Raw genomic sequence first — 14,542 nt, 5'->3', positions numbered from 1 at the left:
CTCTTGCCTCAGTAAACAATCACCAGTTTGCCCTGCATATGCCCGTCGAGCAGTTTTTTATGCGCGGCGGTCAGGGTCTCCACCGTCAGCCCCTGCAGCGTTTCACTCAGTGTGGTGCTCAGCTTTCCTTCGTCCAGCAACTGCGCCACCTGCCTGAGGATTTCTCCCTGTTGGGCGATGTCCGGCGTGCCGAACATGCTGCGTGTAAACATCAATTCCCAGTGCAGCGCGGCGCTTTTCAGTTTCAATGCGTTCTGATCGAGCGGCTGTTGGTTCTCCACGATGGTGCAGATGTGGCCCAGCGGCGCGATCAGATCCGAGATCGCTTTCCAGTGGCCATCGGTATCGTTCAGGCAAAGAATATAATCGACGTTTTCGATACCCTGCTGTGCCAGATTCCCTTTAAGATCACGATAATCCACCACCAGATCGGCGCCGCGCTCCCGGCACCAGGCCGCCGACTCGGGGCGTGAAGCGGTGGCAATCACCTGCACCTTGCTCAACTGGGCGGCGAACGGGATCGCCAGCGAGCCAACGCCGCCGGCACCGCCGATAATCAGCAGGGTTTTACCTTCCGCCGCGTCCTGGATTTTCAGGTGCTCGAACAACGCTTCCCAGGCGGTCAGCGCGGTCAGCGGCATGGCGGCGGCTTCGGCCCAGTTCAGGCTGCGCGGTTTATGCGAAGCGATGCGCGAATCAATCAACTGCTGAGTGCTGTTGCTGCCCGGGCGGGTGATATCACCGGCGTACCAGACCTCATCGCCGGCTTTGAAACCTTTGACGCCGTTGCCCACCTCAAGCACCACGCCGCTGGCATCCCAGCCGAGGATACGCGGTTGCTGCAGGCCACTTTTTTGCAGGCCGGCGTGGACTTTGGTATCCACCGGATTGACCGACACCGCTTTGACCTCCACCAGCAGATCGTATTGGCCTGGGGCAGGTTTTTCCGGGCTGATTTCAATGAAACCGGCGGGGTTTTTCGGGTCTACGGCAATGGCTTTAATCGGCATGATGGTGCTCCTTTAGAATGAATACCCTCAGTGTAGACCTCTGAGAGGGGAGTGATAAGATGGACAATAAATAACTAAGTGTTCGCTTGAGGTGAACAATGATGTTTAAACAGTTGCAGGACATGGCGCTGTTTGCGCTGGTGGCCGAATGCGGCAGCTTCACCGCCGCAGCCAACCGCGCCGGTTTGCCGAAATCCAGCGTTAGCCAGCGCGTCAGCCAACTGGAGCAGACGCTGGGTTTGCGGCTGCTCAACCGCACCACCCGCCAGCTCAACCTGACCTTCGCCGGCGAACGCTATCTGGTGCACTGTCAGGAGATGTTGTCCGCCGCCGAGCGCGCCGATCTGGCCTTGCAGCGGCTGCGTGACAACCCGAGCGGCCGGTTGCGCATTTCGACGCCCGCTGGGCTGGGGGCGACGTTGCTGGCGCGATTGGCGGCGGATTTTCAGCGTCAGTACCCGGATGTCTCGCTCGAAGTCTCGGTGTCCGACGCGATGGTGGATCTGGTGCAAGAGGGCTATGACGCCGCGTTGCGCACCGGCAAACCGCAGGATTCCTCGCTGATTGGCCGCCGCCTGGGGCATGCCCCGCGTTATTTGCTGGCGGCGCCGGCCTACCTGGCGCAGTTCCCGCAGCTTCTTCATCCGCAGCAGTTGCAGCAGCACCGTTGCATTGCGCACCGTGCCTGGCCAGCGTGGAGCCTGCGTCGGGGCGACGAGTATTACCGTTGGCAACTGCCGATGCTGCATATCACTGACAATCTGCTGTATGCGCGCGAGTGTGCAATCTCCGGCGCCGGCATTACCCTGCTGCCGGCGTTCCTCAGCCGCGAGGTGGTGGCGCAGAAACAGCTGGTGGAAGTATTGCCGGAATGGCGGGCGGAGGGGAATGAGCTGTATCTGGTCTACCCGAGCCGCAAGTTGAACTCGCCGGCGCTGGCCTGTTTTATCGATGTGGTGATCCAGCACCCGGTCTTTGTGGACTATGCACAGGCACTGGATTGGGGATAACAAAAAGCCCGCAAGATGCGGGCTTGAGAGCATGGATAGCCAACCAGATGTTACTTGGTGACTTTCTTGTACTTGATACGGCGAGGTTCCAGTGCATCGGCACCCAGAGTACGCTTTTTGTACTCTTCGTACTCGGTAAAGTTGCCTTCGAAGAACTCCACCTTACCTTCATCCTGATAGTCCAGAATGTGGGTAGCGATGCGGTCAAGGAACCAACGGTCATGCGAGATCACCATCGCACAGCCCGGGAACTCCAGCAGGGCGTTTTCTAACGCGCGCAGGGTTTCGATATCCAGGTCGTTGGTCGGTTCGTCGAGCAGCAGCACGTTGCCGCCCACCTGCAGCAGCTTGGCCAGATGCAGACGGCCACGCTCACCACCGGACAGTTCGCCCACGCGTTTGCCCTGATCGACGCCCTTGAAGTTAAAGCGGCCAACGTAGGCACGGCTTGGCATTTCGGTGTTGCCCACGCGCATGATGTCCTGGCCGCCGGAAACTTCTTCCCACACGGTTTTGGCGTTATCCATGCTGTCGCGGAACTGATCGACCGAAGCCAGCTTGACGGTATCGCCCAGCGTGATGCTGCCGGAGTCAGGTTGTTCCTGGCCGGACATCATGCGGAACAGCGTGGATTTACCCGCGCCGTTCGGGCCGATGATACCAACGATGGCTCCCTTAGGTACCGCGAAGGTGAGATCTTCGATCAGCAGGCGCTCGCCGTAGGACTTGCGCAGGTTGCTGACTTCAACCACTTTATCGCCCAGGCGGGTGCCAGGTGGGATAAACAGTTCGTTGGTTTCGTTACGTTTCTGGTATTCGGTGCTGTTAAGCTCTTCAAAGCGTGCCAGACGGGCCTTGCCTTTAGACTGACGGCCTTTGGCACCCTGACGCACCCACTCCAGTTCTTTCTCGATCGACTTGCGGCGAGCGGCTTCGGTTGAAGCTTCCTGCGCCAGACGAGCGTCTTTCTGTTCCAGCCAGGAAGAGTAGTTGCCTTCCCACGGAATGCCTTCGCCACGGTCCAGCTCCAGGATCCAGCCGGCTACGTTATCGAGGAAGTAACGGTCGTGGGTGATCGCCACTACGGTGCCTTCGAAGTCGTGCAGGAAGCGTTCCAGCCAGGCCACGGATTCGGCATCCAGGTGGTTGGTCGGTTCGTCCAGCAACAGCATGTCCGGTTTTTCCAGCAGCAGGCGGCACAGCGCTACGCGGCGGCGCTCACCACCGGACAGGTTGGCGATTTTGGCGTCCCACTCCGGCAGGCGCAACGCATCGGCGGCGCGCTCAAGCTGGGTGTTGAGATTGTGGCCATCATGAGCCTGAATAATCTCTTCCAGACGGCCCTGTTCAGCGGCCAACTTGTCGAAGTCGGCTCCTTCTTCAGCGTACAGCGCGTACACTTCATCAAGTCGCTTGAGAGCACCGACGACTTCTGCCATCGCTTCTTCAACCGATTCGCGAACACTGTGTTCCAGGTTGAGTTGCGGTTCCTGCGGCAGGTAGCCGATTTTAATCCCCGGTTGCGGGCGCGCTTCGCCTTCGATATCGGTATCGATACCGGCCATAATGCGCAACAGGGTGGATTTACCGGAGCCGTTCAGGCCCAGCACGCCAATTTTGGCGCCAGGGAAGAAGCTCAGGGAGATATTTTTCAGGATGTGACGCTTCGGCGGTACCACTTTGCCGACGCGATGCATGGTATAGACGTATTGAGCCACGTTGCTCTAGCCTCTCTATATCAGTTTTTATAGGATGTCTGGCTGCGGAGTGTAGCCCGTTTCGAACACGGATCCCAGACATCATCAGCGATCGCTAAGTATAACCCTTTATGCGCCTTTAACAGGCGCATATCGGCAGATTAAGGTGTAACGACGATCGCGACGCGGCGGTTTTCCGCGCGGCCGCTGGAGGTGCGATTATCGGCGACCGGATCGCGCTTGCCCATGCCGCGGGTTTCGATATTGGCGCGCGGAATGCCTACGCTGGCCAGCAAATCGGCCACGGCGTTGGCGCGGCGCAGCGAAAGCTGGTCGTTGTAGCTGTCTTCACCGTAGTTATCCGTATGACCATCCAGACGGAACTTGGTGATGCCTACGCTCATCAGCGCACGGCCCATTTTCTGAACCGTTTCGGTGCTTTCCGAATTCAGCTTGCCGATGTTGTTGCCGAACAGCACTTTGTCGGAGAGGCCGAATTCCCAGCCGTTATCCGTCAGTTTGAACCCCTGAGACTGCAACAACGCGACCTGCTCGGGCGTCAGGCCCTGCGGTTTGCTCTGGCACCCTGCAAGGGTGAGCAAGGCGACAAACATTATCGCCAGCAGTGAAAAACGGTTTTTTAGTGTTTGCTGTATCATAATCAAATCCCTGGTTTTAATTTTATAACTGGGGCTCTATTTCTGTATTGCCAGCCGCCAGCCTCCGTTATAACGATGCTTTGCCTGATACATCGCATCGTCAGCTTCGTGCAAAAGACCCTGAGGCGTTAGTGCATGTTCAGGGTAAAGCGCGATACCGATACTCAGAGAGGTCGTCACCTCCTCGTCGTTCGGCAAAATTACCGGTTGGGTCATGCAGTCGATAATGTTGTCGGCAATTTGCAGCACATCTTCCGTACTGTGAACCGGCGCCAACAGCACCGCGAACTCATCGCCGCCTAAACGCGCGACCAGATCGCTTTCACGCAGCTGCGCGCGAATGCGCCCGGCAATGGTGGTTAGCACCGCGTCACCGGCGGCGTGACCGTAACTGTCATTCACCTCCTTGAAGCGATCGCCGTCGATAAACAACACCGCGAGTTTTTCTGTCGGCTCAATATCGCCCAGCGCGCGGCTCAGTCGGCCTTCAAAAAAGGCGCGATTCGGCAACCCGGTCAGGCTGTCGTGAGTCGCCCGATGGGTCAGTGAGTCATTTTCCTGTTTCAGGTGCGCCTGCCAGGCCTCCAGCTCATCGAGCAGGCCGTTGAAGTCGTTGCTCAATTCGTGCAGTTCGGCAATGGGCGCCGACGGCACCCGCAGCCCGAAAGTGCGATCGCGCCGTACCGCATGCGCCACATTGGCGATATCATCCAGCGAACTGACAATGCCCAGCAGCATGCGGCGGGAAAGAACCAGTGCGCACAGGGTACTGAGCACCAGGCAGGCGATCATGCCCAGGATACCCCGCAGCAGGAAACGCAGCAGGCTGCCGCCGTTGCCGCTCAGCCAGACCTTGCCGACCTGTTTGCCCTCGTGGGTGATCGGCAAGACCACCGGCTCCGGCAGAGCCCAGTGAGCGACAATCTGCTCCAGACCGTGCAGCGGGCCATCCTTGGGACGATGCCAACTGGCCAGCACGTTACCTCTGTTGTCCAGGATTTTGGCTTCCGACACCTCTTCTTTGGAGGCGATCAGCACCATCGCCTCGCGAATGTAGGGGCGATCTCCAAACACCACTGCTGCTTCAACCGTATAGCTGATGGAGCGCGCAATAAGGTGCAGGTTGTGGTTAGCGTAGGCGCGTAGCGCGAACAGCGCCACCAGCGTCAAGAAAATCCCGGCGGTGCCGACGGCAATCAGTGCCAACCCGAGATTGGCTCGTTGCAGTACCCGGCCCAACGTGGGCCGCGAATGTCCGGAACGGTTCTTGCGCAACCATATCATAGCGGCGGCGCCTGTTTGCGCGCCAGCTGCAGCACGTTAGGATGAACGCGAACGCCGCTGCGCGCCAGAGCGTCCAGGTTCACCTTGAAACTGGCCTGGTCGCCGTCAATCTGCAGGCAAAAAGCGCTGCCGGCAGAGCATTCACCGTCGTTCTCGCTGATGCTGAGAATGGAATGGCCGTGAATGCGCTGTATAAAGTTTTGTTTTTGGCCAGCGTTGATATTACCCAAATAAATTACGTCGCAACCGGTGCTCAGCAGAGGACTGTCAAAGGGCACTCGCTCGGCTTTGATCGGCCGGGGAGCGCTCAGCAGAATAGGGTCGAACAGGCCTTCGGCATATTGGGTCGGTGCCGTTACGCACAGGCGGATGGGTTTGGGCTCGCTGGGCCAGCGGGCATAGCTGATGATGCCGACTACTACGGTGGTGACGGCATGGGTGCGATTGCCCGTGTCGGCGCGAGCCAGTCCCGGAAACGCCAGCAGCAAGACCACAATGAGTGGTAACAGGCGGTCGCCACCCAGACGTGCGCAAACGAAGCTCGTGAATGAGCTTTTCGTGTTGGCTGCTATCATCACGGCATTTTTTGCCATCTTCATCTGCCATTCCTGCCAACGTCCGCAGTAAGGTAGCGGTGATCTAACAATGAGAAACCTGACCCGAACAAAGGGGTAAACGTAATACTAAGCACTATCAATCGCACTGTGTGATGAACACTATCTAACCCATAATTGGCGCGGATTGTATTATAAGATATCGCTGTTGCGCGCTTTATGTGCCGTTTTCTCGGATTTATCCTATCTTTTTTAACAGTATAAAAACGGCACGGGGAGTTTGCCAGGTGTTTTCGGCAAAGAAAGCGGCGTTGGGCGGCAGTGCGGTGCTTTACGCGACACCTTTATTTAATTTGTCAGCCAGGGTAAACGTTTTTTACCTGTCACCCCTCATGACGATAAACTTCTTCTTCTACAGTAGTTGAATGGATAGGCAATTGCGCTGTCTATGGTAGATGCCTGAGCTTATCGCTCTGCACATCTTTTTGCTCTGACGTGTATTCCACTTCAGGGCGCGAAACACGCGAAGAGCCGGTTTCTCCGGGCCTTGACCGCTGGCGCAGCGCGGCAAGGGGGGAAAGGGTTCCGGCAACACAACCAGCGAGGAAAGAGTAAGTATGGTCAAGGTAGACAAGTGGCGGTTGTTGGCCGTGGGGCTGTGCCTGACGGCATTCTCGGGGGCGGCAATGGCGGACTCTCTCGACGCGCAGCGTCAGCGTTACCTGCAAATCAAGCAGGCGTGGGACAGTAATCAGATGGATGTCGTGGCACAGCTGATGCCGACGCTGCGTGATTACCCGCTTTACCCTTATCTGGAATACCGCGAACTGACGCAGGATCTCAGCCAGGCCGGCTTCTCCGAGGTGAATGACTTTATCAAGCAGCACCCGACGTTGCCACCCGCCAAGTCGCTGGCGCCGCGTTTTGTCAATGAATTGGCGCGTCGTGAAGACTGGCGCACCCTGTTGGCTTTCAGCCCGCAGGCCCCAAAACCGGTCGCGGCACGCTGTAATTATTATTACGCCAAATGGGCCACCGGCGATCAACAGGCGGCCTGGAGCGGCGCGGACGATCTTTGGATGAGCGGTAAAACGCTGCCGGGTGCCTGCGATAAATTGTTCAACGTCTGGCAGGGGGCCGGCAAGCAAACGCCGCTGAATACCCTGGAGCGTATGAAGCTGGCGTTAAAAGAGGGCAACAGCAGCCTGGTTAACGGCCTCTATCGCCAGTTGCCGTCAGAATATCAGACCATGGGTGATGCGCTGGTGCGTCTGCAAAACGATCCCGCTACCGTAGAGGCTTTTGCCCGCAGCGTAGGGCCGACTGACTTTACCCGTGCGGCGACCGGCATCGCTTTCGAACGGCTGGCGCGTCAGGATGCTGAAAATGCCCGCGCAATGATCCCGAGTGTCGCTCGCCTGCAGAAAATGAGCGACAGCGAGCGGTTGGGGTTGGAAGAGGCGGTGGCGTGGCGGCTGATGGGCAGCGATGCGACCTTCGAGCAGACCCAGTGGCGCGATAAGGTCATCCTGCGCAGCCAGTCTCCGACGCTGCTGGAACGCCGTGTGCGCATGGCGCTGGGCAATGGCGATCGTCAGGGGGTGGCGACCTGGCTTTCGCGCCTGCCGGCAGAATCGCGCAATAAAGACGAATGGCGTTACTGGCGTGCGAGTATCTTGCTGGATGAGGGCAAACGCAGCGAGGGTGAAGAGATCCTGAGCAGCCTGATGAACGAACGCGGTTTCTACCCTATGGTGGCGGCACAGAAACTGAATAAGCCGTACCCGGTCATGGTGGCGGTGGCGGCAAAACCCCGCGCCTCACTGGTGGACGGGCCGGAAATTGCCCGCGTGCGTGAACTGATGTACTGGAACATGGATAACCTGGCGCGCAGCGAGTGGACTTCGTTCGTTGCCAGCCGCAGTCGGCCTGAACAGGAAGCGCTGGCGCGTTATGCCTTCGAGCAGAAATGGGCCGATCTCAGCGTGCAGGCGACCATCGTCGGCAAGCTGTGGGATCACCTCGAGGAGCGCTTCCCGGTGGCCTGGTCGCAAGAGTTCCGCAGCGCTACCGATGACAAGGGCATCACGCCGAGCTACGCCATGGCGATTGCCCGTCAGGAGAGCGCCTGGAACCCGAAAGCCCAGTCTCCGGTGGGGGCCAGCGGCCTGATGCAGGTGATGCCGAGGACCGCGCAACATACCGTGCAAATGTACAATATTCCCGGTTACTCAAGCCCGAGCCAGCTGCTTGACCCGCGCACCAATATTACTATCGGCACCAGTTACCTGGAGTACGTCTACCAGCAGTTTGGCCGTAACCGTATCCTGTCGTCGGCAGCCTATAACGCCGGCCCATCGCGGGTGAATACCTGGTTGGGCAACAGCGAAGGGCGCGTCGATGCGGTGGCTTTTGTTGAAAGCATCCCGTTCTCGGAGACCCGTTCCTACGTGAAGAACGTGCTGGCTTACGACGCGTTTTACCGTTATTTGATGCACCGCCCGGCCAAGGTACTGACCGATGCCGAGTGGCAGAGACGTTATTGATTTTGACGGCGCTATGGTATGCTGCTGTACTAGTTAAATAGTATGGTGGCTTGCCATGACGCAATTATCGCTTAACGATCCGGCTCTTTCAGAACAAGGTAATGAGGATTGGCTGCGCTTTGTCGCGCTGCTGCAAAATTCGTTCGCTCAGGAGTTGCACCAACCGCTGATGCAACTGTTGCTGACACCGGATGAGCGTACGGCGTTGGGCACGCGGGTACGGATTATTCAGGAGCTGATGCGCGGTGAGATGAGCCAGCGCGAGCTGAAGAATGAACTTGGGGCGGGGATTGCCACCATCACTCGCGGTTCGAACAGCCTGAAAGCGGCGACGCCGGCGCTGAAACAGTGGCTGGAGCAACAGTTACTGGGCGATGCGCAATAGCGCCCCGCCCGGTATGGGCTATTTTTTCGGCGTGCCGTTGTGGCTTTGGTAGACAGGATTGTGAAAAGGGACCAATGCCAGCAGCAGAGCCTGATGATAAACGCTGGTGCGGCTCAATCGCCCATCGGTAAAGATGCCGATAGCGCCACCCTGGCGTTTCACGTCGCTATTGCCGGTGATGGCAGCCATCTCCGCGCCCAGTTCGCGGCCGGCGCGAATTCCCTGTAAAATTGCCTCCGGCAGCATCAGGCTGGCTGAGCGCGATTCGCCACGAGTCTGCGGGCTTTCCACCGTCATCCAGGCGAAGGTCATATTCTCTTCTATGCCTGCCTCCACGCCGACCCAAAAGTCGGCCTCCGGGCGAACCTGACGGGCTTCCATTACGCGCTGGCGTGCGCCGGTACGGGTTTCGTGGTTGCCTATAGGTTGCAGTGAGACGCCGCTGGCGACGTCGACAGATTCAATGCGACATTGGTCCGCGCCAAAGGCGTCATCAAAGGCCAGTTGAATAGCCTTGATCTTTGCCGGGTTGGTAGTTGCAGCGACAACATGATACATAACGGGTTTGGCATCCTTAAGCTAAGAGCCTATTCATTACGCCGGAAGCTTGTGCAAGCCGCTTCTGACGAAGATAAACTCAGGTTTCACGCAGTATAACGGAAAAGCAAAATGTTACAGGTATACCTCGTTCGCCACGGCGAAACGGAATGGAATGCGGCTCGCCGTATCCAGGGCCAGTCCGACAGCCCGTTAACCGCCAAAGGTGAACATCAGGCGCATCTGGTTGCCCGGCGTGTCAGTAAAGAGGGCATCACGCACGTTATTACCAGCGATCTGGGGCGTACCCGCCGCACCGCGCAAATCATCGCTGAAGCTTGCGGCTGCGAAGTGATTAGCGATCCGCGTTTGCGTGAATTGCATATGGGAGTGCTGGAAGAACGCCTGATCGAAAGCCTGACGCCGCAGGAAGAACAGTGGCGCAAGCAGATGGTCGATGGTACTGCTGACGGCCGTATCCCCCAAGGTGAATCCATGAGCGAGCTGGGCGAACGCATGCGCGCCTCGCTGGAAAGTTGCCTGATGCTGCCCGAAGGCAGTAAGCCGCTGATTGTCAGCCACGGTATTGCGCTGGGTTGTCTGATCAGCACCGTGCTCGGTCTGCCGGCCTATGCCGAGCGCCGCCTGCGTTTGCGTAACTGTTCGTTGTCGCGCGTCGATCATCAACAGAGCCCGTGGTTGGCTTCCGGCTGGATCGTGGAAACGGCGGGCGATGTCACGCATCTGGACATGCCCGCGCTGGACGAACTGCAGCGTTAACGGCGGATCGGGATCAGGTAGTCGCAGTTGATCTCGGTCGGCGGCTGGGGTGGCCGGCGGTCACCCTTGGGATAAAAGCGCTCGATGTCGTGCCCTTTGCGGCGCGTCAGTTTGAGCGCCGGCAGGCAGGTGCCATACAGCGTCAGGATAAAGTCCTGCAGGCCTGAGGCCGGCCCTTCATAGCTGAACATCGCATACTCACCGCCCTGCAACACCAGCGGCTGGCCTTCCTGTACCTTATCCGGCACGTGGTGCGGTTCCAGCGCCGTGGTGTAAAGCACTTCCTGCTCGTCGTCCTTTTCCTGGCTCGGGCGGGAGTGGTGCAACCCGTAGAGCACCGGTGGCAGGGTTTCGGCTTCGCCCAGATATTGGCGCCAGAACTGTGAGCGCAGCTCGGTACGGAAATTGGAGATTTGCTCCAGCGTGCAGGAATAGCTCTGTGTCAGGCCAATCAGGTGCTGTTCCGCCAGCGTGACGAATTCCGGCTGCGGCAGGGTGAAGGCCCCCAGGCGGATTGGCGGGCAGATGCCGAACGCGTTCCAGTCTTCGGCACGGCGATACAATGCCGGCGTTTGCGCAAACTGTTTTTTAAACGCGCGAGTGAAGGTCTGCTGCGAGTCGAAGCGATACTGCAAGGCGATATCCAAAATCGGTCGGCTGGTTAAACGCAGCGCCACCGCAGATTTAGACAGTCGTCTTGCCCGGATATAAGCGCCGATGGCGTTACCGGTAATATCTTTGAACATCCGTTGCAGATGCCATTTAGAGTAGCCCGCTTTTGCCGCCACGTTATCCAGCGACAAAGGTTGGTCCAAATGGCTTTCCAGCCAGCTAAGCAGATCACGAATGATACCGGCTTGATCCATAGATCTTCCTCGTAGAGCTTTAGGGTGGGAACCCGAACTGTTTATTCATTACGCAGGTGCTTGCGCTATCAGACCAATCCATGAGCCATTTTGCGTAGCACTCTTTGCTTCTTGCAGCTCGCTGCGCAAGAGTTGGACAGGGACACACCTTAAACGGGCGCAAAGAAATAACGACGCCGCATAATAGCAATTTTTTTCCTCCGAGACTCTCAAAGATTTTTTTCACGCTCTGTGCTAAAAAGATCGGTGCGGACCAGAAAAATCCCGATTCTGTGACCTAAAACATAAACAATATTGATCGCTGTGCCTGTTTTTTCAGGCGGTAGCTGTTGGAGTTAAGTGAATGAAAAAAGGATGGATATTTTTGTTTGGTTTAGTTTGCGCAACGGTAAATAGCGCGCAGGCTGAACAGGTGGGATCGGTCGATACGGTATTTAAACTCTTTGGTCCGGACCACAAAATTGTGGTGGAAGCGTTCGACGATCCGGATGTTAAAAATGTAACTTGTTATATCAGTCGGGCAAAAACCGGCGGCATCAAAGGCGGCCTGGGATTAGCGGAAGATACCGCGGATGCGGCTATTTCCTGCCAACAGGTGGGGCCGATTACCCTGACCGATAAAATTAAAAACGGCAAGGCGGAAGGGACGGTGGTGTTCCAGAAAAGGACGTCGCTGGTATTCAAAAAGCTGCAGGTGGTGCGTTTTTACGATGCTACCCGCAATGCGCTGATTTATCTGAGCTATTCAGACCGTGTGGTGGATGGTTCACCGAAGAATGCGTTGAGCGCGGTGCCAATCATCCCTTGGGGTGAGGCGAAATAAAATCAGGGGTTCAACTGAACCCCTGATGTTTTTAGAGCGGGAGGAATGATTACTCTTCCAGATCGCCGCAGAAACGGTAGCCTTCACCGTGAATGGTGGCGATGATTTCCGGCGTATCCGGGGTTGATTCGAAGTGCTTGCGGATACGGCGAATGGTCACGTCTACGGTACGGTCATGCGGTTTCAGCTCACGGCCGGTCATTTTTTTCAGCAGCTCGCCACGGGATTGGATCTTGCCCGGGTTTTCGCAGAAGTGCAGCATGGCGCGGAATTCGCTGCGCGGCAGCTTGTACTGCTCGCCCGCCGGGCTGATCAGTGAACGGCTATTGATGTCCAGCTCCCAACCGTTGAATTTATAGCTTTCTACCAGTCGACGTTCTTCGCCGACGCTGCCCAGGTTCATGGTACGAGACAGCAGATTACGTGCGCGAATGGTCAATTCGCGAGGATTAAACGGCTTGGTGATGTAGTCATCAGCGCCGATTTCCAATCCGAGGATTTTATCCACTTCATTATCGCGGCCGGTCAGGAACATCAGCGCAACGCTGGCCTGTTCGCGCAGTTCACGCGCCAGCAGCAGGCCGTTTTTGCCTGGCAGATTGATGTCCATGATAACCAGATTGATATCATTTTCAGACAGGATGTTGTGCATCTCTGCACCATCATTGGCTTCATGAACAACGTAGCCTTCCGCCTCGAAAATGCTCTTCAGGGTGTTACGAGTGACTAACTCGTCTTCGACAATCAGAATGTGCGGGGTCTGCATATTTGCTACCTAAAATTGCCAACAAAATAGAAAATAGGAAGTACAGAAGTCTTTGTTTTCTTAGACGAGGGCAGAGATAGCGCTCACGTTCCCTCTTACCAAATGACTAAAGTACGTAAACTCGTTCTTGATGCACTTTCCATCTAATGTCAACAAGATCGCTAGCTTGGTGGAGCGGCTATTCCCTACGCCCCAAAGGTGCCAAAACGGCGGTTATCCTAACCCTATTAACAGCAATATAACAGTGCGTGCCGAATTCATCACCCAACAAAACTACGCTTTGTTGACATATATCAAATTCAATTGTAGCACGTTAACAGTTTTGTGAAAAACACTTACAGAACTGCCAGCTTAAGTCACAGAACCATAAATTCTGTCTACGATTCAGCATTGTTACGCTTAATGGGTTACAATTATGCGCTTATTGATGAGGTCGTTATTTTAACATATTGATTAATAAGAACAGTAAAACATAAGTAGTAATAATATCTATTACACCCAATTTATCTGTTCAATAACCCATTTACACATTTCTGTAGCAATTGCCGGGATTTTTGTTGCGCAGTTGTAAATATAATCAGACTAGCCCGAACAGTCAAAAACTCGCGATTCCTCTTTCTGTGGAGTATTGATGCAGCTTCATATTGTTTTAGTGGCTCCGGCACGGCCGGAAAATGTCGGCGCAGCGGCGCGGGCGATGAAAACCATGGGATTCACCTCGTTGCGCATCGTCGACAGCGAAGCGCACCTGCAACCTGCAGCGCGCTGGGTCGCTCATGGGGCGGGGGATATCCTCGACGGCGTGCAAACTTATCCCACCCTGGCACAGGCGTTAGCGGACGTGGACTTCACCGTAGCCACCACTGCCCGCAGCCGCGCGCGTTTCCATTATTACTGTACACCGCAACAACTGTTGGGGCAGTTGGGCGAGCGCAGCCAGTGGGTGAACCAGGCGGCGCTGGTGTTTGGTCGCGAAGATTCTGGCCTGACCAATGAAGAGCTGGAACTGGCCGATCTGCTGACCGGCGTACCTATGCAGGCGGACTACCCTTCGCTGAATCTCGGTCAGGCGGTAATGGTGTATTGCTACCAGTTGTCGGAACTGATGAACGTCAGCGCGCCGCAGGAGACGATGGCCAATGAGGGGCAATTGCGCGCGTTACGTCAGCGCGCCGAAGGATTATTGGGCGCGCTGGGGGTCAGTGATGACCAAAAATTGCGCGATTGGCTGCATCAGCGGCTGGGTGCGCTGCCACAACGGGATACGGCGATGTTGCATACTTTGCTGCATGACATCGAAAAAAAGCTCACAAAGTGATACCCGCAAGTGCTGGCCATTAAGCAGTATGATCCACTACAAAAGTGCCTTCAGGTTATTTTTTTGTTCTGTCATTTGGTTTTTCTGCTATCGCATTCCTCACCCGCCAGGTGGGGCGGCCAATGAGCAAAAACAAGAAATAATTTGACTTGGGAAAGCGATTGCTTTAACCAATAGAGGGGACAGAGTATTTAATGAGACAGACAGAAAAATGCGAAACATCAGCCTGATTATCACAATTATTACCACCACCGAAACCACAGGTAACGGGGCGGGCTGACGCGTACAGGAAACAAAAGAAAAAAGC

At 56.3% G+C, this 14,542-nt stretch carries 15 protein-coding genes and 1 other annotated feature (1 of these 16 only partly in view); of the genes, 7 read left to right on the top strand and 8 right to left on the bottom strand.

The features are described from left to right. Positions 1 to 8 precede the first annotated feature (8 nt). The gene (locus D4100_RS13070; protein WP_119804530.1) at positions 9 to 1,010 is read right to left on the bottom strand and encodes a zinc-binding alcohol dehydrogenase family protein; all 1,002 of its coding nucleotides are present in this window, start codon (positions 1,008 to 1,010) and stop codon (positions 9 to 11) included. A gap of 98 nt (positions 1,011 to 1,108) precedes the next feature. Here D4100_RS13070 and D4100_RS13065 point away from each other — a divergent pair, with 98 nt between their 5' ends. Continuing rightward, positions 1,109 to 2,020 (top strand): LysR family transcriptional regulator, encoded by a 912-nt coding sequence (locus D4100_RS13065; RefSeq protein ID WP_043912745.1) that lies wholly within the window; start codon positions 1,109 to 1,111, stop codon positions 2,018 to 2,020. Between the two features lie 50 nt (positions 2,021 to 2,070). On the opposite strand, the gene ettA is transcribed toward D4100_RS13065, so the two are convergent. From ettA to yfiR, 4 genes are all read right to left on the bottom strand, one after another. Beyond that, positions 2,071 to 3,738 (bottom strand): energy-dependent translational throttle protein EttA, encoded by a 1,668-nt coding sequence (gene ettA, locus D4100_RS13060; RefSeq protein WP_006320042.1) that lies wholly within the window; start codon positions 3,736 to 3,738, stop codon positions 2,071 to 2,073. 140 nt (positions 3,739 to 3,878) lie between these two features. Beyond that, entirely contained in the window at positions 3,879 to 4,376 is a 498-nt protein-coding gene (gene yfiB / locus D4100_RS13055) for an outer membrane lipoprotein YfiB (protein ID WP_006320044.1), read from the bottom strand. 36 nt (positions 4,377 to 4,412) lie between these two features. Continuing rightward, positions 4,413 to 5,660, bottom strand: coding sequence for a diguanylate cyclase DgcN/YfiN (gene dgcN, locus D4100_RS13050; RefSeq protein ID WP_119804529.1), 1,248 nt, complete (start codon positions 5,658 to 5,660; stop codon positions 4,413 to 4,415). Then, positions 5,657 to 6,259 (bottom strand): regulatory sequestration protein YfiR, encoded by a 603-nt coding sequence (gene yfiR, locus D4100_RS13045; protein ID WP_119804528.1) that lies wholly within the window; start codon positions 6,257 to 6,259, stop codon positions 5,657 to 5,659. The genes dgcN and yfiR overlap by 4 nt, the downstream gene beginning before the upstream one ends. Before the next feature lie 572 nt (positions 6,260 to 6,831). On the opposite strand from yfiR, the gene sltY reads away from it, so the two are divergent. Both sltY and trpR read left to right on the top strand, forming a co-directional pair. Then, positions 6,832 to 8,760: a murein transglycosylase gene (sltY, locus tag D4100_RS13040; protein ID WP_006320050.1), complete on the top strand. Its 1,929-nt coding sequence runs from the start codon at positions 6,832 to 6,834 to the stop codon at positions 8,758 to 8,760. A gap of 55 nt (positions 8,761 to 8,815) precedes the next feature. Next, complete coding sequence (gene trpR / locus D4100_RS13035) at positions 8,816 to 9,145, top strand: trp operon repressor (RefSeq protein ID WP_004949979.1); 330 nt, start codon at positions 8,816 to 8,818, stop codon at positions 9,143 to 9,145. 18 nt (positions 9,146 to 9,163) lie between these two features. On the opposite strand, the gene yjjX is transcribed toward trpR, so the two are convergent. Next, a complete protein-coding gene (gene yjjX, locus D4100_RS13030) occupies positions 9,164 to 9,703 on the bottom strand; it encodes an inosine/xanthosine triphosphatase (RefSeq protein ID WP_006320052.1) in 540 nt (179 codons plus the stop codon). A 111-nt stretch (positions 9,704 to 9,814) separates the two neighbouring features. On the opposite strand from yjjX, the gene gpmB reads away from it, so the two are divergent. Next, the gene (gene gpmB, locus D4100_RS13025; protein ID WP_119804527.1) at positions 9,815 to 10,462 is read left to right on the top strand and encodes a 2,3-diphosphoglycerate-dependent phosphoglycerate mutase GpmB; all 648 of its coding nucleotides are present in this window, start codon (positions 9,815 to 9,817) and stop codon (positions 10,460 to 10,462) included. On the opposite strand, the gene robA is transcribed toward gpmB, so the two are convergent. Further along, positions 10,459 to 11,328: an MDR efflux pump AcrAB transcriptional activator RobA gene (gene robA, locus D4100_RS13020; RefSeq protein ID WP_006320056.1), complete on the bottom strand. Its 870-nt coding sequence runs from the start codon at positions 11,326 to 11,328 to the stop codon at positions 10,459 to 10,461. The genes gpmB and robA overlap by 4 nt on opposite strands. A 343-nt stretch (positions 11,329 to 11,671) precedes the next feature. Between robA and creA the strand changes: the two genes are divergently transcribed. Beyond that, complete coding sequence (gene creA, locus D4100_RS13015) at positions 11,672 to 12,151, top strand: protein CreA (RefSeq protein ID WP_006320058.1); 480 nt, start codon at positions 11,672 to 11,674, stop codon at positions 12,149 to 12,151. 49 nt (positions 12,152 to 12,200) lie between these two features. On the opposite strand, the gene arcA is transcribed toward creA, so the two are convergent. Then, positions 12,201 to 12,917, bottom strand: coding sequence for a two-component system response regulator ArcA (gene arcA, locus D4100_RS13010; protein WP_004949989.1), 717 nt, complete (start codon positions 12,915 to 12,917; stop codon positions 12,201 to 12,203). A gap of 631 nt (positions 12,918 to 13,548) precedes the next feature. Between arcA and D4100_RS13005 the strand changes: the two genes are divergently transcribed. Both D4100_RS13005 and thrL read left to right on the top strand, forming a co-directional pair. Then, positions 13,549 to 14,235 carry a tRNA/rRNA methyltransferase gene (locus D4100_RS13005; protein ID WP_006320060.1) on the top strand — a complete coding sequence of 229 codons (687 nt, stop codon included), beginning with the start codon at positions 13,549 to 13,551 and terminating at the stop codon, positions 14,233 to 14,235. A 211-nt stretch (positions 14,236 to 14,446) separates the two neighbouring features. Continuing rightward, on the top strand, positions 14,447 to 14,515 hold the full coding sequence (gene thrL / locus D4100_RS13000) for a thr operon leader peptide (RefSeq protein ID WP_071919942.1): 69 nt from the start codon (positions 14,447 to 14,449) through the stop codon (positions 14,513 to 14,515). Further along, positions 14,454 to 14,542, top strand: a sequence feature (Thr leader region) (it continues 30 nt past the right edge of the window). Its footprint overlaps the gene before it by 62 nt.

This window comes from Serratia inhibens (assembly GCF_003591175.1).
Taxonomy (GTDB): domain Bacteria; phylum Pseudomonadota; class Gammaproteobacteria; order Enterobacterales; family Enterobacteriaceae; genus Serratia; species Serratia inhibens.
This window is presented reverse-complemented; position numbering and strand designations above follow the sequence as displayed.